The organism is Acidovorax sp. GW823-FHT01C06 (genome assembly GCF_058798375.1).
The window spans coordinates 1-25,584 of record NZ_JBXAKN010000019.1 but is presented as its reverse complement, the minus strand read 5'-3'; the positions used below and the strand labels follow the sequence as shown (position 1 = coordinate 25,584).

General features: G+C 67.5%; 23 protein-coding genes. 19 read left to right on the top strand and 4 right to left on the bottom strand.

Annotated features, from left to right (window positions below; translation table 11 throughout):
• Nucleotides 1-23: 23 nt before the first annotated feature.
• Nucleotides 24-824 carry an META domain-containing protein gene (locus AC1RCS_RS24825; protein WP_492246530.1) on the top strand — a complete coding sequence of 267 codons (801 nt, stop codon included), beginning with the start codon at nt 24-26 and terminating at the stop codon, nt 822-824.
• A 44-nt stretch (nt 825-868) separates the two neighbouring features.
• Here AC1RCS_RS24825 and AC1RCS_RS24820 read toward each other — a convergent pair whose 3' ends face one another.
• Nucleotides 869-1,792, bottom strand: a complete 924-nt coding sequence (locus AC1RCS_RS24820) for a phosphoribosylaminoimidazolesuccinocarboxamide synthase (RefSeq protein WP_492246529.1) — start codon at nt 1,790-1,792, stop codon at nt 869-871.
• A 259-nt stretch (nt 1,793-2,051) separates the two neighbouring features.
• Here AC1RCS_RS24820 and AC1RCS_RS24815 point away from each other — a divergent pair, with 259 nt between their 5' ends.
• The 4 genes from AC1RCS_RS24815 (at nt 2,052) to hprK (ending at nt 5,450) form a co-directional block, all read left to right on the top strand.
• Nucleotides 2,052-3,278: an MFS transporter gene (locus AC1RCS_RS24815; protein ID WP_369643634.1), complete on the top strand. Its 1,227-nt coding sequence runs from the start codon at nt 2,052-2,054 to the stop codon at nt 3,276-3,278.
• Nucleotides 3,279-3,528: 250 nt separating this feature from the next.
• Complete coding sequence (gene hpf, locus AC1RCS_RS24810; protein ID WP_218297862.1) at nt 3,529-3,864, top strand: ribosome hibernation-promoting factor, HPF/YfiA family; 336 nt, start codon at nt 3,529-3,531, stop codon at nt 3,862-3,864.
• 111 nt (nt 3,865-3,975) lie between these two features.
• A complete protein-coding gene (locus AC1RCS_RS24805) occupies nt 3,976-4,443 on the top strand; it encodes a PTS sugar transporter subunit IIA (RefSeq protein WP_218297861.1) in 468 nt (155 codons plus the stop codon).
• Between the two features lie 50 nt (nt 4,444-4,493).
• Nucleotides 4,494-5,450 (top strand): HPr(Ser) kinase/phosphatase, encoded by a 957-nt coding sequence (gene hprK / locus AC1RCS_RS24800; RefSeq protein WP_218297860.1) that lies wholly within the window; start codon nt 4,494-4,496, stop codon nt 5,448-5,450.
• A gap of 119 nt (nt 5,451-5,569) precedes the next feature.
• Here hprK and fur read toward each other — a convergent pair whose 3' ends face one another.
• On the bottom strand, nt 5,570-5,986 hold the full coding sequence (fur, locus tag AC1RCS_RS24795; RefSeq protein ID WP_218297859.1) for a ferric iron uptake transcriptional regulator: 417 nt from the start codon (nt 5,984-5,986) through the stop codon (nt 5,570-5,572).
• 87 nt (nt 5,987-6,073) lie between these two features.
• Here fur and AC1RCS_RS24790 point away from each other — a divergent pair, with 87 nt between their 5' ends.
• The 6 genes from AC1RCS_RS24790 (at nt 6,074) to AC1RCS_RS24765 (ending at nt 12,159) form a co-directional block, all read left to right on the top strand.
• Entirely contained in the window at nt 6,074-6,634 is a 561-nt protein-coding gene (locus AC1RCS_RS24790; protein WP_218341786.1) for an outer membrane protein assembly factor BamE, read from the top strand.
• Between the two features lie 66 nt (nt 6,635-6,700).
• Nucleotides 6,701-7,561: a 4-hydroxy-tetrahydrodipicolinate reductase gene (gene dapB / locus AC1RCS_RS24785; RefSeq protein WP_218341787.1), complete on the top strand. Its 861-nt coding sequence runs from the start codon at nt 6,701-6,703 to the stop codon at nt 7,559-7,561.
• A gap of 14 nt (nt 7,562-7,575) precedes the next feature.
• Complete coding sequence (locus AC1RCS_RS24780; protein WP_218341788.1) at nt 7,576-8,259, top strand: MotA/TolQ/ExbB proton channel family protein; 684 nt, start codon at nt 7,576-7,578, stop codon at nt 8,257-8,259.
• A 22-nt stretch (nt 8,260-8,281) separates the two neighbouring features.
• Nucleotides 8,282-8,713, top strand: coding sequence for an ExbD/TolR family protein (locus AC1RCS_RS24775; protein ID WP_492246528.1), 432 nt, complete (start codon nt 8,282-8,284; stop codon nt 8,711-8,713).
• A 135-nt stretch (nt 8,714-8,848) separates the two neighbouring features.
• Nucleotides 8,849-11,542, top strand: coding sequence for a leucine--tRNA ligase (gene leuS, locus AC1RCS_RS24770; RefSeq protein ID WP_369643633.1), 2,694 nt, complete (start codon nt 8,849-8,851; stop codon nt 11,540-11,542).
• A 119-nt stretch (nt 11,543-11,661) separates the two neighbouring features.
• Nucleotides 11,662-12,159, top strand: a complete 498-nt coding sequence (locus tag AC1RCS_RS24765; RefSeq protein ID WP_218297853.1) for an LPS-assembly lipoprotein LptE — start codon at nt 11,662-11,664, stop codon at nt 12,157-12,159.
• A 71-nt stretch (nt 12,160-12,230) separates the two neighbouring features.
• Here the strand turns inward: AC1RCS_RS24765 and rocF are convergent, their stop codons facing one another.
• Nucleotides 12,231-13,220, bottom strand: coding sequence for an arginase (rocF, locus tag AC1RCS_RS24760; RefSeq protein ID WP_218297852.1), 990 nt, complete (start codon nt 13,218-13,220; stop codon nt 12,231-12,233).
• Between the two features lie 234 nt (nt 13,221-13,454).
• On the opposite strand from rocF, the gene holA reads away from it, so the two are divergent.
• The gene (gene holA / locus AC1RCS_RS24755) at nt 13,455-14,510 is read left to right on the top strand and encodes a DNA polymerase III subunit delta (RefSeq protein ID WP_492246527.1); all 1,056 of its coding nucleotides are present in this window, start codon (nt 13,455-13,457) and stop codon (nt 14,508-14,510) included.
• An 84-nt stretch (nt 14,511-14,594) separates the two neighbouring features.
• Here holA and AC1RCS_RS24750 read toward each other — a convergent pair whose 3' ends face one another.
• The gene (locus AC1RCS_RS24750; protein WP_218341793.1) at nt 14,595-14,873 is read right to left on the bottom strand and encodes a hypothetical protein; all 279 of its coding nucleotides are present in this window, start codon (nt 14,871-14,873) and stop codon (nt 14,595-14,597) included.
• A 93-nt stretch (nt 14,874-14,966) separates the two neighbouring features.
• Between AC1RCS_RS24750 and AC1RCS_RS24745 the strand changes: the two genes are divergently transcribed.
• From AC1RCS_RS24745 to gshB, 7 genes are all read left to right on the top strand, one after another.
• Entirely contained in the window at nt 14,967-16,247 is a 1,281-nt protein-coding gene (locus AC1RCS_RS24745; protein WP_492246526.1) for a glutamate-5-semialdehyde dehydrogenase, read from the top strand.
• Nucleotides 16,248-16,307: 60 nt separating this feature from the next.
• On the top strand, nt 16,308-17,771 hold the full coding sequence (gene trkA, locus AC1RCS_RS24740; protein WP_492246525.1) for a Trk system potassium transporter TrkA: 1,464 nt from the start codon (nt 16,308-16,310) through the stop codon (nt 17,769-17,771).
• 274 nt (nt 17,772-18,045) lie between these two features.
• Nucleotides 18,046-19,512: a TrkH family potassium uptake protein gene (locus tag AC1RCS_RS24735; protein WP_218297847.1), complete on the top strand. Its 1,467-nt coding sequence runs from the start codon at nt 18,046-18,048 to the stop codon at nt 19,510-19,512.
• 98 nt (nt 19,513-19,610) lie between these two features.
• Nucleotides 19,611-20,906, top strand: a complete 1,296-nt coding sequence (gene gshA / locus AC1RCS_RS24730; RefSeq protein ID WP_218297846.1) for a glutamate--cysteine ligase — start codon at nt 19,611-19,613, stop codon at nt 20,904-20,906.
• A 272-nt stretch (nt 20,907-21,178) separates the two neighbouring features.
• Nucleotides 21,179-23,047 (top strand): potassium transporter Kup, encoded by a 1,869-nt coding sequence (locus tag AC1RCS_RS24725; protein ID WP_218297845.1) that lies wholly within the window; start codon nt 21,179-21,181, stop codon nt 23,045-23,047.
• A gap of 136 nt (nt 23,048-23,183) precedes the next feature.
• Complete coding sequence (locus AC1RCS_RS24720; RefSeq protein WP_492246524.1) at nt 23,184-24,371, top strand: benzoate/H(+) symporter BenE family transporter; 1,188 nt, start codon at nt 23,184-23,186, stop codon at nt 24,369-24,371.
• 135 nt (nt 24,372-24,506) lie between these two features.
• On the top strand, nt 24,507-25,463 hold the full coding sequence (gene gshB, locus AC1RCS_RS24715; protein WP_492246523.1) for a glutathione synthase: 957 nt from the start codon (nt 24,507-24,509) through the stop codon (nt 25,461-25,463).
• Nucleotides 25,464-25,584: the final 121 nt, after the last annotated feature.

Sequence of the window (25,584 nt, the reverse complement as noted above, 5' to 3'; positions counted from 1 at the left end):
CGTCCAGGCGCGGGCCTGAAGGGGTGCACGGAACCCTCGCCGTCCTTCGCTGGCTGCCCGCTGTTGCCCTGGGCTTGCTGGTGGCGGGGTGTGGTACGCGCCCGCCCGCCCCCGACGCCGTCGTCAGCGGCGTGGCACTGTCGCGCGAACGTGTGATGCTTCCGCCAGAGGCGGTTTTTGAGGCCATCTTGCTGGACGTCTCACAGCCTGATGCGCCCCCCATGGTGCTGGGGCGGCAGCGCCGCGAGCCTGCGGGACAACCTCCGTACGGCATCTGGATTCCCTACCCTTCGGTGCGCTTCCTGCCAAAAGGGCGGTACGAGGTGCGCGCCACCGTCATGCTGGAGGGGCGGTTGCTGCTGGCCACGGACATGCGCCATCCTGTACCGCAGGACGCGGCTTTCCGCCACGTGGACGTGCAATTGCGGCGCCAGCCGACCTTGGATGCCATGGTGGACGCCGGCGTGCCATTAAGCCTGACTTATTGGCGCCTGGCGGCTATTGAAGAGGAGCCCGTGCCCCAGCCCATTGGGGAGGATGCGGCGCCGCACCTGCTGCTGCAGCCGAACGAGGGGCGCGCCACGGGTTCGGGTGGGTGCAACCGGTTCTTGGCGGACTATGCCCAGGAGGGAGGGCAACTGCGCTTTGGGCACGTGGTGTCCAGCATTGCGCTGTGCCCGCGCAGCAGCGGGCAGGAGGCGAGGTTCTTTGCGGCCCTGAAAGAGGTGGCGAGTTTTCGCCAGCAGGGCGCGCAACTGCTCATGCGCAACGGGGATGGCAAACCATTGCTGCGCTTCGAGGCCGCCGAGACGCCTCTGAGCTAGCGTGGCGGACAAAGGCCCGCGGCATTGTGGCCGAGGCAGCTTGTTTACGCGGCCGTCAGGCGCTCCAGCGCCTCGCGGTACTTGGCGGCGGTTTTTTCGATCACTTCGCGCGGCAGGCGGGGGGCGGGCGCGGTCTTGTCCCAGGGCTTGCCGTTCACCTGGGCCTGCTCCAGCCAGTCGCGCACGAACTGCTTGTCGTAGCTTGGCGGGTTCTGGCCGGCGGCCAGGGCGGCTTCGTAGCCTTCCACGGGCCAGTAGCGCGAGCTGTCGGGCGTGAGCACCTCGTCCATCAGCACCAGCGTGCCATCGGGCGCCAGGCCAAACTCGAACTTGGTGTCGGCGATGATCATGCCTTTGGTCAGCGCGATCTCGGCGGCGGCCTGGTAGATCGCAATGCTGAGGTCGCGGATGCGGGTCGCCAGGTCCAGGCCGATCATCTCCACCGTGCGCTCGAAGGTGATGTTCTCGTCGTGCTCGCCCATGGCGGCCTTGGCGGCGGGGGTGTAGATGGGCGCGGGCAGCTTGGCGGCATTGGTCAGCCCTTCGGGCAGCGGCACGCCGCAGACCGAGCGCGATTCCTGGTACTCCTTCCAGCCGCTGCCGGCCAGGTAGCCGCGCACCACGGCTTCGACGGGGATGGGCTGCAGCCGCTGCACGAGCATGGACCGTCCACGGATCTGCGCGGCCTCCTGCGCGGACACCACGCTTTCCGGCGCGTCGCCCGTCAGGTGGTTGGGGCAGATGTATCCGAGCTTGTCGAACCAGAACAGCGCCATCTGCGTGAGCAACTCGCCCTTGCCGGGGATGGGTTCGCCCATGATCACGTCGAAGGCAGACAGGCGGTCGCTGGCCACCATCAGGATGCGGTCGTCGCCCACGGCGTAGTTGTCGCGCACCTTGCCACGGGCCAGCAGGGGCAGCGAGGTCAAGGCGGAAGTGTGCAGGGCGTTGGAGCTGGGCTGGGTCATGGTGTCGGGGTGGGCGGTCAATGTCCGCTGCAGGCAGGCCGAAGAACGTGGGGAATGGAGCGCGGGGGCATGGGAAATGCCTGCTGGCGCGCAACCGGTGGATTTTACGCGCGGGGCCCGAAGCGTGCGCGTGGCATGGGTTCGCGAGGGCGCGCGGGAGCGCACCGGAACGCGCCTTCGGCGAACGGGCCAGCGCGCTTCGTGCCGTTGCGGCACACTGGCGGCCCTGAGTCCGACCTGGCCGCCCTGGCCGCTTCCTGTGCCCTCCCATTCCACCCTGACCCCCCGCCGAGAACTGTGGCTGCTGCTCACGCTGGCCGGCATCCAGTTCACCCACATCCTCGACTTCATGATCATGATGCCGCTGGGGCCCCAGTTCACGCGGCTGTTTGCCATCAGCGATGCGCAGTTCGGCCTGCTGGTCTCGGCCTACACGCTCTCGGCGGGCGCATCCGGGCTGCTGGCCTCGACCTACATCGACCGTTTCGGCCGCAAGCGGCTGCTGCTGACGCTGTACGTCTTGTTCGGGCTGGCCACGCTGGCCTGCGGCGTGGCACCCACCTACGGCACGCTCATGGCCGCGCGCATCCTGGCGGGGGCCTTCGGGGGCGTGCTGTCGGCGCTGTCGCAAACCATCGTGGCCGACGTGATCCCCTTCGAGCGGCGCGGGCGCGCGATGGGCATCGTGATGACGTCGTTTTCCCTGTCCACCGTGGCCGGTGTGCCCCTGGGGCTAATCCTGGCCGAATACGGGGGCTGGAACCTGCCATTCCTGGCCATTGCGCTGATGGTGGGCGTGCTGGCCGTTCTGGCGGCACGCACCATGCCCGTGATGACGGGGCATCTGCGGGCCGCGGATGGCCGCACCGCGCTGGGCGGCATCGCCCAGGTGCTGGCCGACGCCAACCACCGCTGGGCCTTCCTGTTCTCGGCGCTCATCATGTTCGCCGGCTTCACGGTGATTCCCTACATCACCATCTACATGCAGGCCAACGCCGGGGTGCGGCCCGACCAGATCCCCCTGGTGTACCTGTGCGGCGGCGTGGTGACGCTGTTCACCGCGCGCCTGTTCGGCGTGCTCACGGACCGCTGGGGCAAGGTGGTGATGTTCCGCTGCCTGGCGCTGGCCGGCGCGTTGCCCCTGCTGGGCATCACGCTGGTGCGCGGGGTGCCGCTGGTGGCCGTGCTGGTGGTGTCGACGCTGATGTTCGCGCTGATGAGCGGCCGCATGATTCCGGGCATGGCCATCATTTCCTCGGCGGCCCGGGCGCCCTTGCGCGGCACCTTCATGACGCTGAATGCGTCGGTGCAGTCCGCGGCGATGGGCGTGGCGTCCTTTGTGGGCGGGGTGCTGATCAGCCGCGACGCGCAGGGGCTGGTGCAGGACTACTGGATGGCCGCCGTGGTGGGCATTGCGGCGAGCCTGCTGTCGATGGTGGTGGTGGGGCGGCTCACGCTGCACGGCGCGGCGCCCGCGGCACGGTGAGGAGCCGCATCTGCGGGGCGGCGGTGTACGGGACGGCCCACCACCCGGCAACCTGCCCATTGTGCGCGCTTTTCGGAGGCTTGGCACCTTGGGCGGCATAACCCAGCGGACAGGGTCGGTATGGGATTGCTTTTCAGGGAGGGCGGGGGCATAGTGACTTCACGTCAACGGGATGCATCCAGGTTCGCCGAGCCGCTCCTCTGATCCAGGGCGGCGTTCTTCCACCGAGAGTGTTACAGGAGACTTATTTATGAACTTGACGATCAGCGGTCACCACCTCGAAGTTACCCCAGCCTTGCGCAACTACGTCACCACCAAGCTGGACCGGATCACCCGCCATTTTGACCAGGTTGTCGATGTCAAGGTACTGCTGACGGTAGAGAAGCAAAAGGAGAAGGAAAAGAGGCAGCGAGCGGAATGCAACATCCACGTCAAGGGCAACGACCTGTTTGCCGAAAGCTCCCACGCCGACCTGTATGCCGCCGTGGATGAACTGGTCGACAAGATGGACCGCCAGGTCGTGCGCCACAAGGATCGCCTGCAGGACCATCACCACGATGCCGCCAAGCGCGAACTGCACGCCTGATGCGGCAGCCCTGAGCCCGGCACAGCAGCCGCCCACTGGGCGGTTTTTTTGTTGCCCGATGCGTTGTGCTCAGGGTTTTCGCCAACGTGTGCATAATTGTTACCCTTGACCATGAACCGACTCGCCTCCATCCTGCCTTCCGCTCAAGTGCTCGTGTGCGTGGACGCCACCAGCAAGAAGCGTGCTTTTGAAGAAGCGGGTCTCCTTTTCGAGAGCCAGCACGGCCTGTCGCGCGCGCTGATCACCGACAGCCTGTTCGCGCGCGAGCGCCTGGGCTCCACCGGCCTGGGCCATGGCGTGGCCATTCCCCACGGTCGCATCAAGGGCCTGAAGGCGCCCATGGCCGCCGTGTTCCAGCTGCTCAATCCGATCGGGTTCGATGCGCCGGACGAATTGCCCGTCGGGCTGCTCATTTTCCTGCTGGTGCCCGAAGCGGCCACGCAAAAGCACCTGGAGATCCTGTCCGAGATCGCCGAGCTGCTGAGCGATTCGGCGCTGCGTGAACGGCTCAAGGGCTGCACCGACGCCACCGAGCTGCACGGCATGATCGCGGGCTGGCAGTCCACGCAGACGGCCTGAGCCGCCTGGCGCCGCGCACGAACGCACGCTCGCACCGTCGCCGATCCACCGTGAAGCCCAATGTCGTCAGCGCCGATGTCCTTTTCGAGGAATTCCGGGGCCTCCTGAAATGGGAGTGGGTGGCGGGGCTGGGCGCCTCCGAACGCCGCTTTGACGAAGTGGCGGTGCGCTCGGCACGTTCCGGGGCCGATCTGGTCGGCTATCTCAACTACATCCATCCGTACCGCGTCCAGATCCTGGGCGAGCGGGAGATCGCGTATCTCGGCAGCGCGTCACCCGATGATTGCAAGCGCCGCATCGCGCGCATCGTGACGCTGGAGCCGCCCGTGCTGGTGCTGGCCGACAACCAGACCGCCCCCGACGCCCTGGTGTCGATGTGCGAGCGGGCGCAGATCCCGATGTTCTCCACGCACGAGTCGTCGGCGTTTGTCATCGACGTGCTGCGCGCCTACCTGTCCAAGCACTTCGCCGACCGCACCACCATGCACGGCGTGTTCATGGACATCCTGGGCCTGGGGGTGATGATCACCGGCGAATCGGGCCTGGGCAAGAGCGAGCTCGGCCTGGAGCTGATCTCGCGCGGCAACGGCCTGGTGGCCGACGATGCGGTGGACCTGTTCCGCATCAACCAGACCACCATCGAGGGCAAGTGCCCCGAACTGCTGCAGAACCTGCTGGAAGTGCGCGGCATCGGCCTGCTCGATATCCGCGCCATCTTTGGCGAGACCGCCGTGCGCCGCAAGATGCGGCTGAAGCTCATCGTGCACCTGGTGCGCAAGGAAACCCTGGAGCGCGACTACGAACGCCTTCCCTACGAGCCTCTCACCCAGGACGTGCTGGGCGTGCCCGTGCTCAAGGTCGTGATCCAGGTGGTCGCCGGCCGCAACATCGCCGTGCTGGTCGAGGCCGCCGTGCGCAACACCATCCTGCAATTGCGCGGCATCGACACCTACCAAGAGTTTGTCGAACGCCATCGCCGCGCCATGGAGCGCGATACGGGCGGCTAGCGGCGCTCAGGCCACCGAAACTGGCGCGGCCCATACCAGGGCTCCCGCGCAAGGGCCGCCCCGCCGCGCCGGGAGCGTCCCCCTTAGGGGGAAGACGCCGAAGGTGGCTCAGGGGGGAGTCATTTCTTAGCGCAGTCGGCGCACTGCCCGTACAGCGCCATGGTGTGGTCCTGCACCAGCCAGCCCTTGGCCTTGGCCACGGCCTGCTGGCGTTTTTCGATCTCGGGGTCGTAGAACTCTTCCACCTTGCCGCACGAGGTGCACACGAAGTGGTCGTGGTGCTGGCCTTCGTTGAGCTCGTACACCGCCTTGCCGCTCTCGAAATTGCTGCGGATCAGGATGCTGGCCTGCTCGAACTGCGTGAGCACGCGGTAGACCGTGGCCAGGCCGATGTCCGAGCGCTCCTCCAGCAGCACGCGAAACACGTCCTCGGCCGTCATGTGGCGCTGCGCGCCCTTCTGGAAGATTTCCAGAATCTTCAGGCGGGGCAGCGTGGCCTTGAGTCCCGTGCTTTTGAGTTCGTCGATGTTGGTCATGGCATGGTCTTTCGGGATGCGGCCCCGCCTGGGGGTCGGAGGGCCTGCCGCTACAATGGGGCGATCATATCCTCAGCCCTTTTACCCATGCCCGTCAAAGCCCGTTGCAGCGCCCGCCTGGGCCTGGTCCTGTTGATCGGTGCCAGCGTGGCCGCCCTGGCCGGCTGCAGCAGCCTGGATGGCGCCAGTACCCGCATTGCCAACATTGTCACCCCCTACAAGATAGATGTGGTGCAGGGCAATTTTGTCTCGCGCGAGCAGGTCGAGGCGCTCCAGCCTGGCATGAGCCGCCAGCAGGTGCGAGAGATTCTGGGAACCCCGCTGGTCACCAGCCTGTTCCATGCCGACCGCTGGGAATATGTGTTCACGCTCAAGCGCCCCGGCGAAGATGCCCAGACCCGCAAGCTGACCGTGTACTTCAAGGGGGACGCGCTCGAGCGCTCCGAGGGCGACGAGATGCCGACCGAGACGGAGTTCGTGGCGACCCTGGGGTCGCGCGGCTCCAAGGGCAAGGTGCCCGTGCTCGAGGCCACGCCGGAGCAGCTGGCCCGGTATCCCGCTTCCCAGCGGCCCCCCGCGTCGCCCACCGCGGCGCCGCTGGAGCCCGCTTCCATCAGCTATCCACCGCTTGAAGCGCCCGCACGGTAACGCCGGCGGGCTGGCGGTGGGCCGTGCCTGGCCCGCCGTGCTTCAACCACAACGTACAGGACACCCATGACAGGGACTTCTTCGCCTGCCGCCCCTTCCACCGCTTCCACGGGCTCCGGCCCCTGCCGTGTCGCCATCGCCGGCGCATCGGGCCGCATGGGCCGCATGCTCATCGAGGCCCTTCGCGCCAGTGACGACTGCGTGCTGGCCGGTGCGCTGGACGTGCCGTCCAGCCCGGGCATCGGCTCGGATGCCACCGCGTTCCTCGGCCATGCCAGCGGCGTCGCCATCACGGCCGACATCGCCACGGGCCTGAAAAACGCCGACGTCCTGATCGATTTCACGCGCCCCGAAGGCACCCTGGCCCACCTGGCCGTGTGCAGCCAGCTCGGGGTGAAGGCCGTCGTCGGCACCACCGGCTTCACCGATGCGCAGAAGGCCGAGATCGCGGCGTTGGCCCAGCGCACGGCCATCGTCATGGCGCCCAACATGAGCGTGGGCGTCAACGTCACGCTCAAGCTGCTGGAGATGGCCGCCAAGGCCATGGCCACCGGCTACGACATCGAGATCATCGAAGCCCACCACCGCCACAAGGTGGATGCGCCCTCGGGCACCGCGCTCAAGATGGGCGAGGTGATCGCCGGCGCCATGGGCCGCGACCTCAAGGAGTGCGGCGTGTTTGCGCGCGAGGGCGTCACGGGCGAGCGCGACCCGTCGAGCATCGGCTTTGCCACCATCCGGGGCGGCGACATCGTGGGCGACCACACCGTGCTGTTCGCGGGCATCGGCGAGCGCATCGAGATCACGCACAAGTCCTCCAGCCGCGCCACCTACGCGCAGGGCAGCCTGCGCGCGGTGCGCTTTCTCGCCGGGCACAAGACGGGCATGTTCGACATGTTCGATGTGCTGGGCCTTAACAACAACTAGCCATCGGGCCAGCCATGGACGCTCTCCACTGGTGGCGCCAGGGCGACGCCGTCACGCAGGGTGCCGCGCTGGTGCTCCTGGCCATGTCCGTGGCAAGCTGGGTGGTCATCGTCTGGAAGCTGCGGCTCATGCGCCAGGCCAGCGCCGACGTGGCCCGCTGCACGGCGGCGTTCTGGCAGGCGCCGTCCATGGACGTTGCTGCACAGCGCCTGCAATCTTTTGACCGCGCTGCGCTTGTCCTGCCTTTGGTTGTTGCTGCGAATTCAATAGCAAATCATGCCGGTCCCACCGGCCAGCCCACGCTGGCGGCGGCAGGCAGCCTGTCGCAGCGGCTCACCCGCGTGCTGCGCGACGCCTTGCACGGCGTGCTCGGGCGCCTGCAGTTTGGCCAGGTGCTGCTGGCCACGGTGGGCTCCACGGCACCGTTCGTGGGGCTGCTGGGCACCGTCTGGGGCATCTACCATGCGCTCACGGCCATGGCGGGCGCGGGGCAGATCACCATCGACCGCGTCTCCGGCCCCGTGGGCGAGGCGCTGGTCATGACGGCGGCCGGGCTGGCGGTGGCGATACCGGCCGTGCTGGCCTACAACGTGTTCGGCCGCCTGATCGGCCGCATCGAGGCCGACCTGGAAGGCTTCGCGCGCGACCTGCGCGAACTGCTGATCGACACGGCGCCGCCCGCCGGTGCGCGGCCCTGAATCCCGGAGGTCCGTTTTCACCATGGCCTTCGGACGACTTGAACGCACCGCCGGGCCCCAGCCCATGAGCGACATCAACATGACGCCGCTGGTGGATGTGATGCTGGTGCTCGTGGTCATCTTCATCCTCACGGCGCCGCTCATGGCCAGCGCGATCCGGCTGGACCTGCCGCGCACCGAAGGCGCCACACCCGGCACGGTGCCGCAGTTCGTCACCCTGGTGGTCGATGCCTCGGGCCAGGCCTTTCTTCAGGACGAGCCCCTGTCGCAGCCCGCGCTGGCCGAGCGCCTGCGCCGCATCGGCGCCGAACGGCCCGACACTGAAATCCAGCTGCGCGCCGATGCGGCCGTGCCCTATGGGCGGGTGGTCGAGGTAATGGGCGCGGCGCACCTGGCCGGGCTGCAGCGCATCGGCTTCGTGGCCGAGCCGCCGGCCGCTGCCAGGGCACCTTGAAGCCGCCATGCGCCGGGGTCCCAGGGGGGCCGCGCAGGCCGCTGGCGGCGGCGGGCGCGGAACGCAGGGCCTGACAGCCTAAAATCTGCGCAGCGCGGCCTCGCAGCCGCACACCTCTCTCATCCCCGAGCCCTCATGCAAGACAAATACTCTCCCCAAGACGTCGAGCGCGCCGCGCACGACCACTGGACCGCCACCGACGCCTACCGCGTGACGGAGGACACCAGCAAGAAGAAGTTCTACGCCTGCTCGATGCTGCCCTACCCCAGCGGCAAGCTGCACATGGGCCATGTGCGCAACTACACCATCAACGACATGCTCACGCGCCAGCTGCGCATGAACGGCCACAACGTGCTCATGCCCATGGGCTGGGACGCCTTCGGCCTGCCGGCCGAGAACGCCGCGCTCAAGAACGGCGTGCCCCCCGCCAAGTGGACGTACGAGAACATCGCGTACATGAAGAAGCAGATGCAGGCCATGGGCCTGGCCATCGACTGGAGCCGCGAAGTGGCCACCTGTGACCCCACGTACTACAAGTGGAACCAGTGGCTGTTCCTCAAGATGCTGGAAAAAGGCATTGCCTACCGCAAGACCCAGGTCGTGAACTGGGACCCGGTGGACCAGACCGTGCTGGCCAACGAGCAGGTCATCGACGGCAAGGGCTGGCGCACCGGCGCCACGGTGGAAAAGCGCGAGATCCCGGGCTACTACCTGAAGATCACCGACTACGCCGAAGAGCTGCTGGACTTCGTGACCGGCGACAAGCTGCCCGGCTGGCCCGAACGCGTGAAGCTCATGCAGGAGAACTGGATCGGCAAGAGCGAAGGCGTGCGCTTCGCCTTCCCGCACGATATCCGGGGCGATGACGGCACGCTGATCGGCGACGGCCGCATGTACGTCTTCACCACGCGCGCCGACACCATCATGGGCGTGACCTTCTGCGCCGTGGCGCCCGAGCACCCGCTGGCCGCCCACGCCGCCAGGACGAACCCGGAGCTCGCCGCCTTCATCGAGGAATGCAAGAGCGGCGGCACCACCGAGGCCGAGCTGGCCACGCAGGAAAAGAAGGGCCAACCCACGGGCCTGTTCGTCACGCACCCGCTGACGGAGGAAAAGGTCGAGGTCTGGGTCGGCAACTACGTGCTCATGGGCTATGGCGACGGCGCCGTGATGGGCGTGCCCGCGCACGACGAGCGCGATTTCGCCTTCGCCCTCAAGTACAACCTGGAGATCAAGCAGGTGGTGCTGGTCGATGGCGAGCACTTCGACTACCACCAGTGGAACGACTGGTACGGCGACAAGCAGCGCGGCGTCACCATCAACTCCGACAGCTTCAGCGGCCTGGGCTACAAGGAAGCCGTCACCGCCGTGGCCCACGCGCTGCAGGCCAAGGGCCTGGGCGAGACCAAGACCACCTGGCGCCTGCGCGACTGGGGCGTGAGCCGCCAGCGCTACTGGGGCACGCCCATCCCCATCATCCATTGCGATGAGCACGGCGCCGTGCCCGTGCCCGAGAAGGACCTGCCGGTGGTGCTGCCCACCGACTGCGTGCCCGATGGTTCGGGCAACCCGCTGCACAAGCACGAAGGTTTCCATGCTGGCGTGGTCTGCCCCGTGTGCGGCAAGGCCGCGCGGCGCGAGACGGACACCATGGACACGTTCGTGGACTCGTCCTGGTATTTCATGCGGTATTGCGACCCCAAGAATGCCGACGCCATGGTCGCTGGCGGCGCCGACTACTGGATGCCGATGGACCAGTACATCGGTGGTATCGAACACGCCATCCTGCACCTCTTGTACGCGCGCTTCTGGACCAAGGTCATGCGCGACCTGGGGCTGGTCAAGGTGGACGAGCCCTTCACCAAGCTGCTCACGCAAGGCATGGTGCTCAACCACATCTACAGCCGCCGCACCGCCAAGGGCGGAAAGGACTACTTCTGGCCACACGATGTGGAGCATGTGCTGGACGAAGGCGGCAAGATCGTTGGCGCCAGGCTCAAGAACGAAGCCACCAGCGGTGACGGCCTGTTGCCGGCGGGCACGCCCATCGACTACGAGGGCGTGGGCACCATGTCCAAGTCCAAGAACAACGGCGTGGACCCGCAGGACCTCATCGAGAAGTACGGCGCCGACACCGCGCGCCTGTACACCATGTTCACCGCCCCGCCCGAGGCCACGCTGGAGTGGAACGACGCGGCCGTGGAAGGCAGCTACCGTTTCCTGCGCCGCGTGTGGAATTTCGGCTTCAAGCTCTCCGCCATGGACATGCAAGCCGCCAGCGCCAGCGTGGCAAGCGCCAGCAGCCTGAAGGAGGTGGAATTCGGCAAGGAGGCCAAGGCCCTGCGGCTGGAGATCCACACCGTGCTCAAGCAGGTGGACTACGACTACCAGCGCATGCAGTACAACACCGTGGTGTCGGGCGCGATGAAGATGATCAACGCGCTCGAGGACTTCAAGGCCACGGAGTCGGCCGGCGCCCAGGTGGCGCTGATCGAAGGCTTTGGCATCCTGCTGCGCGTGCTGTACCCGGCCACGCCCCACATCGCGCACAGCCTGTGGAGCAGCCTGGGCTACGCGGGCCACCTGGGCGATCTGCTGGATGCGCCCTGGCCCCAGGTGGATGCGAACGCGCTGGTGCAGGACGAGATCGAGCTCATGCTGCAGGTCAATGGCAAGCTGCGCGGCTCCATCCACGTGCCGGCGCAGGCCGACAAGGCAGCGATCGAGCGCATCGCCCTGGCCAGCGAGGCGTTCACGGCACATGCCGCGGGCGCAGCGCCCAAGCGGGTGATCGTGGTGCCTGGCCGCCTCGTGAACGTGGTGGTGTGAAATGAAGCGACACCCCCCTGAGGCGCTGCGCGCCGGGGCGGCCCCGGTGCGGCGCCTGCTGGCCTGGGCCGGGCCAGTGCCACGGGTTGTGGGTGGCGCGAACGCAATGGATAACTGAAATGCAAAGACGCACACTGCTCTTCATCGCGCCCGCGGCCCTGCTGTCGGCCTGCGGTTTTCGCTTGCGGGGCGTGCCGGAGTTCGGGTTCGACTCGCTCTACATCGCGGCCCCCGCGGGCTCGCCGCTGGCGCGGGAGCTGCAGCGCACGCTGGACGGGTCGGGCAGCAAGCTGCAGGTGCTGCGCGACCCGGCGGCCCTGCCCACCGCCGAGGCCATCCTGGACCTGCTGCAGGAGCAGCAGGAGCGCGTGGTGGTGGGGCTCAACGCCTCGGGCCAGGTGCGCGAGCTGCAGTTGCGGCTGCGCATCCGCTTCAGGCTCCGGACCCCGGCGGGCACCGAACTGATCCCTGACACCGAACTGCTGCAGCAGCGCGACATCAGCTACAACGAAACCATCGCCCTGGCCAAGGAGGCCGAAGAGGCGCTGCTGTACCGCAACATGCGGACCGACCTGGTGCAGCAGCTGATGCGCCGGCTGGCCGCCGTGAAGCGGTAGCCGGGGGGCGGCGACGCCAGCGGCCGGGCCAGGCCCGCTCCACGGCGTCCCGTGCGGGGAGCGCGCCCGTTTCAGGAAGCGCTACGGAGCGCCGCCTGCGGGGCGCGCAGGCCCGATGGCACGCGCATCAGCGTGCTCTTGCCGAACAGCGACTCCACCAGGTCCACGGCCAACACGGCGGTGCGGTTGCGCACGTCCAGCGCGGGGTTGAGCTCCACGATGTCCAGCGACGCCAGGCGGCCGCTGTCGGCGATCATCTCCATGCACAGCTGGGCCTCGCGGTAGGTGGGGCCGCCGGGCACCGTGGTGCCCACGCCGGGCGCGATGTCCGGGTCCAGGAAATCCACGTCGAAGCTCACGTGCAGGTGGGTGTCGGCATCCAGCCCGGCCAGCGCCTGCTGCATGGTCTGGCGCATGCCCACCTCGTCGATGTAACGCATGTCGAAGACTTCCAGGCCCTGCTCGTGCACGAAGCGTTTTTCGCCTTCGTCCACGCTGCGGATGCCGATCTGGCGGATCTGGCCGGGGTGCAGCGCGGGGCCTCCGCCGGGCATCCGGGCCAGCTGTGTCAGCTCCTTCGGCCCAAAGCCGCACAGGCAGGCCACGGGCATGCCGTGCACATTGCCGCTGGGCGTGAGGGCGCTGGTGTTGAAGTCGGCATGCGCATCAAGCCACAGCACGCGCAGCTTCCTGCCGGTCTCCGCGCAATGCCGCGCCACGGCGCTGATGCTGCCCAGGCCCAGGCAGTGGTCGCCGCCCATCAGGATGGGCAGGTGGCCGCGCCGCAATTCGGCATACACCGCATCGAACACGCGCTGGTTCCACTCCACGACTTCGGGCAGGTGGCGGTAGCCTTGCTGCGGGGGCTGCCAGGGATTGGCCGGCCCGCTCAGGTTGCCCCGGTCGAACACCCGCAGGCCGTGGCTTTCCAGCGCCGGCTGCAGCCCGGCCACGCGCAGGGCCTCGGGGCCCATGGAGGCGCCGCGCGCGCCCGCTCCCACGTCGGTGGGGGCGCCCAGGAGGCTGATGGATGGCGCGGGGAGGGGCGGGGTGGAGGTCATGGTGCGAGGCCTTGGTGGGGAACGGACGGTGCCGGGCGCCCGGGGTGCTGGGTGCCCGTGTGGGTGGCGGGGTGATTGTCGGGGCGGGGAGCGCCAATGAAAAGCAGGACAGCTGCGCAATGGGGTGCGTGTACCGTGCAATCTGCAGGCCTGTGCTGGCGATCTGCGGGGTTTTCTGTGCCCCTGGCCTCCTGGTGCGCCAGGGTGCCAGGGCAAGGGGATAAACTTTGCCGCATGCAAGTCGCCCTGGCCCAACTCTCCACGCATCTCCAACGGGGCCTGTCGCCGCTCTACGTGCTGCATGGCGACGAGCCCCTGCTGCAGCAGGAGGCGGCCGACGCCATCCGCGCCACGGCCCGTGCGCAGGGCTATACCGAGCGCAGTTCCTACACGGTGGCGGGCGCGCACTTCGACTGGAGCGCGGTGCTGGCGGCGGGCGGCTCGCTCAGCCTGTTCGCCGACAAGCAGATCGTGGAGATCCGCATTCCCTCGGGCAAGCCCGGCAAGGACGGCAGCGTGGCGCTGCAGCAGGTGGCCGAGTCCGCCCGGGGCAACGACAGCACGCTCACGCTCGTGATGCTCCCGCGCCTGGACAAGGCCACACGCACCGGCGCGTGGTTCGCGGCGCTCGAATCGAGCGGCACCTCGCTCCAGATCGACCCCATCGAGCGCGGCATGCTGCCGCAGTGGATCGCACAGCGTCTGGCCGCCCAGGGGCAGCGCGTGGTGGCGGGCGAGGAGGGGCAGCGCACGCTGCAGTTCTTTGCCGACCGCGTGGAAGGCAACCTGCTGGCCGCGCACCAGGAGATCCAGAAACTGGCCCTGCTGCACCCGGCGGGCGAGCTGACGCAGGCCCAGGTCGAGGCCGCCGTGCTCAACGTGGCGCGCTACGACGTGTTCAAGCTGTCCGAGTCCGTGCTGTCCGGCCAGACCGCGCGCGTGCAGCGCATGCTCGACGGCCTGCAGGCCGAGGGCGAGGCCGAGGTGCTGGTGCACTGGGCGCTGTCCGAGGACATCCGCGCCCTCAAGCGCGTGAAGGATGCGATGAACGCCGGGCGCCCGCTGCCCATGGCCCTGCGCGAGAACCGCATCTGGGGCCCCAAGGAGCGCCTGTTCGAACGCATCCTCCCCAAGGCGAGCGACGCGGCCCTGGCGCGGCTGCTGCAGTCCGCGCACACGGTGGACGGCATCGTCAAGGGCCTGAAGGCGCCCGACTGGCCGACCGACGGCTGGCAGGCGCTGCAGCGCCTGGCGTTCCAGCTGTGCCGGCTGACGCAGGCGGCGCGGTGAGCCGCGCTGCGCCTGGTTCCAGATAAAAATAGCCGCTACCGCTTGTCCATCAAGCGCTGGAAGCTATCAAAATGGTAGTGATGGTCAGGCGGCGTCCAGCACGCCGCGTGCCTTGTCCACCCACATCTCCAGGTTGGCGACAAGATCCTTCTGGCTGAACGAGCAGCTTTCTTCCGAGAACAGCGCGCTGGATTCGAGCCGGTCCAGCAGGCCGTGCAGCACCTCGGCGTAGCGCGGGGGCAGGGCGGCCAGCAGGTCGGTCTGGGCGCGGGCGGTGGTGCTCAGGGCGGACGCCGATAGCGTGCCCTGGCTGAAGGCCTGCAGGGCGTCGTGGACAGGTTGGAGCAGGTGGGCGCGGGTCATGGGCGGCTCTGGAAGCGGGGGATGGCGGCGGGGTGGCAAGGGTAACAGGCGCTCGGTGGGCCGCACAGAGGGTATCTGCGGCAAAATCGCCGGATGAACGCCCTCAACGTCGCTGAATACACGCACACCCTCGGCCAGCAGGCCAAAACGGCCTCTGCGCTGATGGCCAAAGCGCCAGCAGCTATCAAAAACAAAGCACTCAAGGCCCTGGCCCGCCTGCTGCGCGAGAACGTGGAGGCGCTGCAGATCGACAACGCCCGCGACCTCGAACGCGCCCGCGCCGCCGGCCTGGCCGAGCCGATGGTGGACCGCCTGAAGCTCGGCCCCAAGGTGCTGGAGACCTGCGCCGAAGGCTGCGAGCAGCTGGCGGCCATGCCCGACATCATCGGCGAGATCCTGGGCATGAAGCAGCAGGGGAGCGGCATCCGCGTGGGCCAGATGCGTGTGCCGATCGGCGTGTTCGGCATGATCTACGAGAGCCGGCCCAACGTGACCATCGAGGCCGCGTCTCTGTCCATCAAGAGCGGCAACGCCTGCATCCTGCGCGGCGGCTCCGAAGCCATCGATTCCAACAAGGCTCTGGCCAAGCTGGTGCAGCAGGCGCTGGCCGAGGCCGGCCTGCCGCAGGACGCGGTGCAGCTGGTGCAGACCACCGACCGCGAGGCCGTGGGCCAGCTCATCGCCATGCCGCAGTTCGTGGACGTGATCATTCCGCGTGGCGGCAAGGGCCTGATCGAGCGCATCAGCCGCGACGCCAAGGTGCCCGTCATCAAGCACCTGGACGGCAACTGCCACACCTATGTGGACGACCCCTGCGACATCGCCATGGCGGTGAAGGTGGCCGACAACGCCAAGACGAACAAGTACAGCCCCTGCAACGCGAGCGAAGGCCTGCTGGTGGCGCGGGGCGTGGCGGCCGACTTCTTGCCGAAGATCGGCGCCGTGTACGCCGCCAAGGGCGTGGAGATGCGCGGCTGCCCGCAGGCGCTGGCCATCCTGCAATCGGTACAAGGCGCCCAGCTGGTGCCCGCCACCGAGCAGGACTGGAGCGAGGAGTACCTGGCCCCGATCATCAGCGTGAAGGTGGTGGATGGCGTGGACGAGGCCATCGCCCACATCAACCGGTATTCGAGCCACCACACGGATGCCATCCTCACCACCAACCATGTGCATGCCCAGCGGTTCCTGCGCGAGGTGGATTCCGCCAGTGTGATGGTGAACACCAGCACGCGGTTCGCCGATGGCTTCGAGTACGGGCTGGGCGCCGAGATCGGCATCAGCACCGACAAATTCCATGCGCGCGGGCCCGTGGGGCTCGAAGGCCTGACCTCGCTCAAGTACGTGGTGCTGGGCGAGGGCGAGGTGCGGACCTGATTTGCTCCATTTTTCATAGCTGGTGGCGCTTGCCAGTAGTGCGCTGACGGCCCATACCACATGAAAATCATCATCCTCGGGGCGGGCCGCGTGGGCCAGAGCGTGGCCGACAGCCTGGTGTCGGAGCGCAACGACATCACCGTGATCGACACGGACGCCGCGCGCCTGCGCGACCTGGAGTCGCGCTTCGACCTGCGCGGCGTGGTGGGCAACGGCATCGAGCCCGCCGTGCTGGCCGAGGCGGGCGCGCAGGACACCGACCTGCTGATCGCCTGCGCCGCGCAGGACGAGACCAACCTGGTGTGCTGCAAGATCGCGCAGCTGGTGTTCAACATCCCCAAGCGCATCGCGCGGGTGCGCTCCACCGGCTTTGACCTGGACACGCGGCTGACCGGACCCGAGGGCTTTGCGGTGGACCGCATCATCTGCCCCGAAGAATCCCTCACGCGCTACATCGGCAAGCTCATCGAATACCCCGAGGCCATGCAGGTGCGCGAGTTCGCGGGGGGGCGTGCCTGCCTGGTATCGGTGCGCGCGCGTGCGGGTGCCCCCATGGCGGGCCACACCATCGGCCAGCTGCGCGAGAGCGACCCCGAGATGGCCATGCGCATGGTGGCCATCTACCGGCGGTTTCCGGACGAGCCGGACCGTTTCGTCGCGTGCGACGGGCGCACCCGCATCGAGCCGGGCGACGAGGTCTTCGTGCTGGCCGCGCAGGAGCACATCGCGAAGGTGCTGGCGGCCCTGCACCGGCCGCAGTCGCAGCCTTCCCAGCCCGTGCGCCGCATCATGATCGCCGGCGGCGGCCGGGTGGGGCTGCGCCTGGCCCGCCAGCTGGCGCAGGCGCCGGGGCGCTTCAACATCAAGATCATCGAGGATCACGCCGACCGCTGCGTCGAGCTGGCCTCGGCCCTGCCTTCCGAGGTGCTGGTGCTGCAGGGCGACACCACCGACGAGGACCTGCTGGGCGACGAGGGCATTGAGGAGGTGGACCTGTTCCTGGCGCTCACCGACGACGACGAGGACAACATCATGTCCTGCCTGCTGGCCAAGCGCATGGGCGCCAGGCGGGTGCTCGCCCTCATCAACCGCCGCAGCTACGCCGACCTGATGCACGGCACGCAGATCGACATCGCGCTGTCGCCCGCGCAGGCCATGCTGGGCGAGCTGCTCGCCTACGTGCGCCAGGGGGATGTGCAGGCCGTGCACAGCCTGCGCCGGGGCGTGGCGGAGGCGCTGGAGATCGTGGCGCGCGGCGACCGGAAAAGCTCGCGCGTGGTGGGCCGCAAGGTCAGCGAACTGGCGCTGCCGCGCGATGTGCACATGGGCCTGATCGTGCGCGGCCTGCCGGATTCGCCCGATGCGCCCGATGCGCCGCCCGGGGATCTGCGCGAGCCGCAGGTCATCATCCCGCGCAGTTCCACGGTGATCGAGGGCAATGACCACGTGGTGTTCTTCCTGCCGAACAAGCGGCTCGTGCGCGACGTGGAAAAGCTCTTCCGCGTGAGCGCGACGTTTTTTTGATGTCCCCCCCTGAGTTGATTCGCGCCTCCGTGCAGTTGCCAGAGGCACCAGCTCTTCGGGGCCGTCCCAGCCTGCGCAGGCACGCTGGGAGCCCCGGCCCCCAGCCCCCGCTCTCGCAGCGCTTCACGCTGCGGGCAGGGGGACGCCGCCAGCGCACGCCAGCGAAGCGCCGCCTCTGCGGCGCGGCGGCCCTTGCGCGGCGGCCCTCGCCTGGGCTGCGCCAGTATCGGCAGCTGCATGCGATGCCGGCTGCCATGGACCAAGGACGCCCGTCATGACAGACATGTTTCCCGTCCTGCGCGTGCTGGGCATCCTGGTCATGATCTTTTCGCTGGCCATGGGGCTGCCGCTGGTGGTGTCGCTTTGGACGCGCGATGGCGTGTGGCACGTGTACCCGATCGCCATGGGCGCCACGATGGCGGTGGGGGCGTGGCTCTGGTGGCGCCTGCGCCTTTTCCGCCAGGAATTGCAGCCGCGCCACGGCGTGATGCTGGTGTCGCTGGTGTGGATGCTGCTGCCGCTGTCCGCCGCGGTGCCCCTGATGCTGGCGGGCCACCACATCGGGCGGCCGATGTCTTTCACGCATGCGTACTTCGAGGCGGTGTCGGGCCTGACCACGACCGGCTCCACGGTGCTCAGCGGCCTGGACGCGCTGCCCGTGTCGGTCAATGTATGGCGCACCTTTCTGCAGTGGATGGGCGGGATGGGCATCCTCATCCTGGCGGTGGCCGTCCTGCCGCTGCTGGGGGTCGGGGGCAGCCAGCTGTTTAAGGCCGAAGCGGCCGGGCCGCTCAAGGACGCCAAGCTCACGCCGCGCATGACGGGCACCGCCAAGGGCCTGTGGGGCGTGTATGCACTGTTTTCCGTCACCTGCGGCCTGGCCTACTGGGCGGCCGGCATGGGGCCGCTGGATGCGCTGATGCACATGTTCACCACGGTGAGCCTGGGCGGGCTGTCTTCCCATGACACCAGCTTCGGGTATTTCCAGTCGCCGCTGCTGGAGGCGATCTGCGTCTTCTTCATGCTGGTGGCCAGCTGCAATTTCGCGCTGTACTTCGTGGCCTTCCGCAAGGGCCACTGGGGTGGCTTCTGGCGCGACCCGGAGTTGCGCGCGACGCTTTTCTCGCTGGTGGGCGGGGGGCTGGTGGTGGCGCTGCTGCTGTGGGCCAAGGGGGTCTATGCCCCGCTGGATGCGCTGCGCCACGCGATGTTCAATGTGATCTCGCTCGCCACCACCACGGGCTATGCCACCGTGGACTACCTGGCCTGGCCCGTGTTTGCGCCCGTGTTCATGCTGCTGCTGTCGGGCGTGGCCACCAGCGCGGGGTCGACCGGCGGGGGGATCAAGATGGTGCGCATGCTTATCCTGGCCAAGCAGGCGCGCCGGGAGATGAACCGCCTGGTGCACCCGCGCGCCGTGCAGCCCGTGTGCCTGGGAGGGGCCGTGGTGGACAACCGCGTGATCTTCTCGGTGCTCGCGTTCATGCTGGTGTATGGCGGCACGGTCTTCGGGCTCAGCATGGTCATGCTGCTGACCGACCTGGACCCGGTCACGGCGTTCTCGGTGGTGCTGGCCAGCGTGAACTGCGCGGGCCCGGGGCTGGGCAGCGTGGGCCCCGCGTCCACCTATGCCGTGCTGACCGATTTCCAGATCTGGGTGTGTTCGCTGGCGATGCTGCTGGGGCGGCTGGAGATCCTGAGCTTCATGGCCTTGCTCACCCCCGCCTTCTGGCGCCGGTAGCCAGCGCCCGCCACGGCTCGTGCCGCAGGCGGCTTGCGAATTTCCGGCCCGACCCCAACTCCCTACAATTCATCGCAATCGCTTCCCGAGGGCTTTCCATGGTTCCGCATCTCATCACGGCCCTCACCGGGCCGATCAACGAACTCGAACAGCGCATTCTCGACTCGATGCCCGCCATCGAGCGCTGGTTCCGGCTGGAGTGGATGGAGCACACGCCGCCGTTCTATACCTCGGTGGACATCCGCAATGCGGGCTTCAAGCTCGCGCCCGTGGACACCAACCTGTTTCCCGGGGGCTGGAACAACCTCACCAAGGAGATGCTGCCCCTGGCCGTGCAGGCCGCCATGGCCGCCATCGAGAAGATCTGCCCCGAGGCGCGCAACCTGCTGATCATTCCGGAAAACCACACGCGCAACACCTTCTACCTGGCCAATGTGGTGCAGCTGCAGCGCATCTTCAACATGGCGGGCCTGAACGTGCGCGTGGGCTCCATCAGTCCCGAGATCAAGAAGCCCACGCTCATCGAGCTGCCCAATGGCGACACGGTGACGCTGGAGCCCGTGGTGCGCACCAAGCGCCGCCTGGGCCTCAAGGACTTCGACCCCTGCACCATTCTGCTGAACAATGATCTCTCCGCCGGGCCGCCCGGCATCCTGGAAGACATCCACGAGCAGTACCTGCTGCCCCCGCTGCATGCGGGCTGGAGCGTGCGCCGAAAGAGCACCCATTTCAAGAACTATGAAGAGGTGGCCAAGCGCTTCGGCAAGATGCTGGGCATCGACCCCTGGCTCGTCAACCCCATGTACAGCCAGTGCGACGGCGTGGACTTTGCCGAGGACAAAGGCATGGACAAGCTGCAGACCACGGTGGATGCGCTGCTGACCAAGGTGCGCCGCAAGTACAAGGAATACGGCATCAACGAGAAGCCGTTCGTCATCGTCAAGGCCAACAACGGCACCTACGGCATGGGCATCATGACCGTGCGCGACGCCAAGGAGCTGGACGCGGTCAACCGCAAGACCAAGAACAAGATGGCCATCATCAAGGACGGCCAGCCGGTCAGCGACCTCATCATCCAGGAAGGCGTGCTCACGCAGGAGCGCGTGCACGAGGCCGTGGCCGAACCGGTGGTCTACATGATGGACCGCTACGTGGTGGGCGGCTTCTACCGCATGCATGCCGAGCGCGGCGTGGACGAGAACCTCAACGCCCCGGGCGCGAGCTTCGTGCCGCTCGCGTTCGAGCACAGCACGCACATGCCCCAGCCCGGCGTGCGCCCCGGCGTGAGCGCGCCCAACCGCTTTTACATGTACGGCGTGGTCGCGCGCCTGGCCATGCTGGCGGCCAGCTACGAGCTGGAAGCCACCAACCCGGACGCCGAGGTGTACGACTGAAACGGCGCCCCCGGGAAGCGGCGTGCCTTCTCCGTCTTCTCCCGGAGGGGGCAGGGCCGCGGCCCTTGGGGCGGGGCCGCCCCTGCGATCAGGCAGCGCCAGTATCGCCGGGGGATTCCGCGCGGCCTGCCATGTCTGCGCCGGGCTGCCAAGGGCAAGTTGTTGCGTCGCAACATGGGGAGCTCCCCCCAGGCACTTGATCTGCCTCAGGCGCACAATAGCGTTCCCAAAAGTAACGGAACCCGGCAGCCCCTGTGTGCCGGGTGCGGTCAGTGCAAAGCTCCAAATCATCGCTCGCAGCGCTTACGCTGGGCGCCATCGGTGTTGTGTATGGCGATATCGGCACCAGCGTGCTGTATGCCGTCAAGGAGGTCTTCGGGTCCGGCCATGTGCCGTTCTCCCCAGCCAATATCTACGGCATCCTCTCGATCTTCTTCTGGACGCTCACCGTCATTGTTTCGCTGAAGTACGTGGTGCTGGTGCTGCGCGCCGACAACCACGGCGAGGGCGGGCTCATCGCCATGCTGGCGCTGGCCTCCCAGGCCGTCAAGGACAAGCCCCGGCTGCGTGGCGTGCTGCTGGCCGTGGGCATCTTCGGCACCTCGCTCTTCTATGGCGACGGCGTCATCACGCCCGCCATCTCGGTCCTGTCGGCCGTCGAAGGGCTGGAAGTCGTCTCGCCGCATTTCAAGCAGTACGTGATTCCGATCACCCTGGTCGTGCTCTTTTGCCTGTTTGCCGTGCAAAAGCGCGGCACCAGCGGCATCGGCAAGTTTTTCGGGCCCATCACCCTGGTGTGGTTCATCACCATTGCGCTGCTGGGCGTCTCGCACATCGTGGGGCATCCCGAGATCCTCTGGGCGCTGAGCCCGCACCACGCGCTGGGCTTCATGTGGGCCCATCCCGGCACCAGCTTCATCATCCTGGGGGCCGTGGTGCTGTGCGTGACGGGGGCCGAGGCCCTGTACGCCGACCTGGGCCACTTTGGCAAGCGCCCCATCCGCATGGCCTGGTTCGGCGTGGCCATGCCCGCGCTCACGCTCAACTACTTCGGCCAGGGCGCGCTGCTGCTGGCCGAGCCCGAGGCCGTGAAGAATCCGTTCTACATGATGGCGCCCGACTGGGCGCTGGTCCCGCTGGTGATACTGGCCACCATGGCCACCGTGATCGCATCGCAGGCGCTGATCACCGGCGCCTTCAGCGTGACCAAGCAGGTCATCCAGCTCGGGTACCTGCCGCGCCTGAACATCCAGCACACCAGCGTGCGGGACACCGGGCAGATCTACATGCCGCTGGTCAACTGGGGGCTGTTCGCCGCCATCGTGCTGGCCGTGGTGATGTTCCGCTCCTCCAGCAACCTGGCGGCCGCCTACGGCATCGCCGTGACGCTGGACATGCTGATCACCACCACGCTGACCTTTTTCGTGATCCGGTACGGCTGGGGCTACCCGCTGGCGCTGTGCATCGCGGCCACGGGCTGCTTCTTCGTGGTGGACCTGGCGTTCTTTGCCTCCAACCTGCTCAAGCTGTTCCAGGGCGGCTGGTTCCCGCTGATGATCGGCGGCGTCGTGTTCTCCCTCATGATGACGTGGAAGGAGGGGCGACGGCTGCTCAACGACAAGCTGCGTGCGGACGCCATCGACCTCAAGGACTTCCTGGAGTCGGTGTTCATCAGCCCGCCCACGCGGGTCGAGGGCACCGCCGTGTTTCTCACGGCCGAGACCGGTGCGGTGCCCAATGCGCTGTTGCACAACCTCAAGCACAACAAGGTGCTGCACCAGCAGAACCTGTTCGTGACCGTGCACAACCACGAGACGCCCTGGATCGGGCTGGACAAGCGCCTGCAGGTGGAGTCCCTGGGCCACGACTGCTGGCAGGTGGTGATCCACTACGGCTTCAAGAACGACCCGGACGTGCCGCGTGCGCTGGAGCTGCTGCGCGGGCGGGGCTGCGAGCTGGAGTCGATGACCACCAGCTACTTCCTCTCGCGCGATACCGTCATCCCCACCATTGGCAGCGGCATGGCGCCCTGGCGCGAGAAACTGTTCGCGCAGATGCACCACAACGCCAGTGGTGCGGCGGACTTCCTGCACCTGCCCAACAACGCGGTCGTCGAACTCGGATCCAAGATCGAGATTTGAGCGGGTTGGGGTCTTTTGGGCTTCAAGCGCTTGCTCATCAAGCGCCAATAGCTATAAAAATAATAGCAATCGTGTCCCCCGCCTTTCTGTGGTGGCGCGGCCGCCGGCGGGGATGCGTGGTGCCAGAATCCAGCCCATGCAATTTTTCAAAGACCTGAGCCTGTCGGCATTCACTGCCGGGTTCGTGGCCGTGCTGGTGGGCTTCACCAGTTCGGTGGCCATCGTGTTCCAGGCCGCGCAGGCGTTTGGTGCCACGCCGGCCCAGGTCACGTCCTGGATGTGGGCGCTGGGCCTGGGCATGGGCCTGTGTTCCCTGGTGCCCTCGCTCATCCTGCGCAAGCCCGTGATGGTGGCCTGGTCCACCCCTGGCGCGGCCGTGCTGGCCACGGCCGGCCTGGCCGGGGGCTTCACCATGGGCGAGGCGGTGGGCTCCTTCATGGTCAGCGCCGTCCTCATCACGCTGGCCGGCGTGACGCGCTGGTTCGAGCGGGCCATGGGGCGCATCCCCATGGAGATCGCCGCCGCCCTGCTGGCGGGCGTGCTGGCGCGTTTCGGCCTGCAGGCGTTTGCCGCCGCCCAGACGGCACTGCCGCTGGTGCTGACCATGCTGGTCGTGTACCTGTTTTCCCGCAAGTTCGCGGCGCGGTACGCCGTGGTCGTCACCCTGGCGGTGGCCGTGGTCTTCGTGGCCCTGCAGGGGAAGATGGCATGGTCGGGGGTGCGGCTGGAACTGGCGATGCCCGTCTTCACGGCGCCGCAGTTCAGCCTTGCCGCGACCATCAGCCTGGCGATCCCCTTGTTCGTCGTCACCATGGCGTCGCAAAACCTTCCCGGCGTTGCGGTGATCCGGGCCTCGGGCTATGACCTGCCCATCTCCCGCCTCATCACGCTGACGGGGCTCGCCACGCTCGCGCTCGCGCCCTTTGGCGCCTTCGCGCTGAACTTCAGCGCCATCACGGCCGCGATGTGCATGGGCCCCGAGGCCCATGAGGACCGCCATCGGCGCTACACGGCAGCGGTGTGCTGCGGCGCACTGTATGTGGCGATCGGTCTCTTTGGTGCGGTCATCACCGGCCTGCTGACCGCATTTCCCTCCGAACTGGTGGTGGCGATCGCAGGCCTGGCCCTGCTGGGCACCATCGGCAACGGCCTGGCGGTCGCCTTGCGCGAGGAGTCGCACCGCGAAGCGGCGCTCGTCACGTTCCTCGTCACCCTGAGCGGCGTGGTCATTGCCGGGGTGGGGTCGGCCTTCTGGGGCGTGGTCGCCGGCAGCTTTGCGCTATTTGTGCAACAGTACAGGCGTTCGCCGGCCCGGGGTGCGTGAGGCGAGCCCGGGTGAACCGCTGGCGCGGCGGCCGGGCCAACCGGGCGTTGCGGCCATCGTCTTTGCCCATATCTATATAGAGGAGCTAGCTGGACAGCCTGGCAGCGCCTCTCCTGCTACTTTCGATCCGACACCATGAAACTGCTCTTCATCGCCGATCCCCTGGAAAGCTTCAAGATCTACAAGGACACCACCTTCGCCATGATGCGCGAAGCCCATCGGCGCGGGCATACGCTGGCGGTGTGCGAGCCACGGCACATCACATGGCAGCGCGCAAGCAAGGTGAGTGCGCGGGTGCGCGACATCCGACTGACGGGGAATGCCAGCCCGTGGTTCGAGGCGCAGCCCGAACGCGTCGCCGCGTTGGTGGACTTCGACGCTGTGCTGATGCGCAAGGACCCGCCCTTCGACAGCGAGTATTTCTACGCCACCCATCTGCTGGAGCAGGCCGAGCGAGATGGCGCCCGCGTGTTCAACAAGCCCCGGGCACTGCGCGACCATCCGGAAAAGCTGGCGATCATGGAGTTTCCCCAGTTCATCGGGCCAACCCTGGTCACGCGCAGCGCATCGGACATCCAGCGTTTTCACGCAGAGCACCGGGACATCATCCTCAAGCCGCTGGACGGCATGGGGGGCATGGGCATCTTCCGCGTGGGACCGGATGGCCTGAACCTGGGCAGCATCACCGAAACGCTCAATCGCGACGGCGCGCAGAGCGTGATGGTGCAGAAGTTTCTGCCCGAGATCGTGGACGGCGACAAGCGCGTGCTGGTGATTGGCGGCAAGCCCGTTCCTTATTGTCTGGCGCGCATTCCGCAAGGCACGGAGGTGCGTGGCAACCTTGCGGCGGGGGGCAAGGGCGTGGCACGGCCCCTGACGGCACGCGACTTGGAGATCGGCGAAACCCTGGGGCCCCTACTGCAAGAGCGCGGCCTGTTGCTGGCGGGCGTGGATGTCATCGGGGACTGCGTCACGGAAATCAATGTGACCAGCCCGACGTGCTTCCAGGAAATCTTCGATCAGACAGGGTGTGATGTCGCCGCCCTGTTCATCGACGCACTGGAGTCCGCCATGGCGGTCTCCCCCCGGTAGAGGGCAATTTTTTGGCTGGAGTCTTTTCTCGCCCTCCGAACTCATGCTATAGTCGAGGGCTTCGCTACTGAGGCGGTGCTGCAGAGATGCGGGGCGCTGGAGGTTCGGGTGATGATGGGGT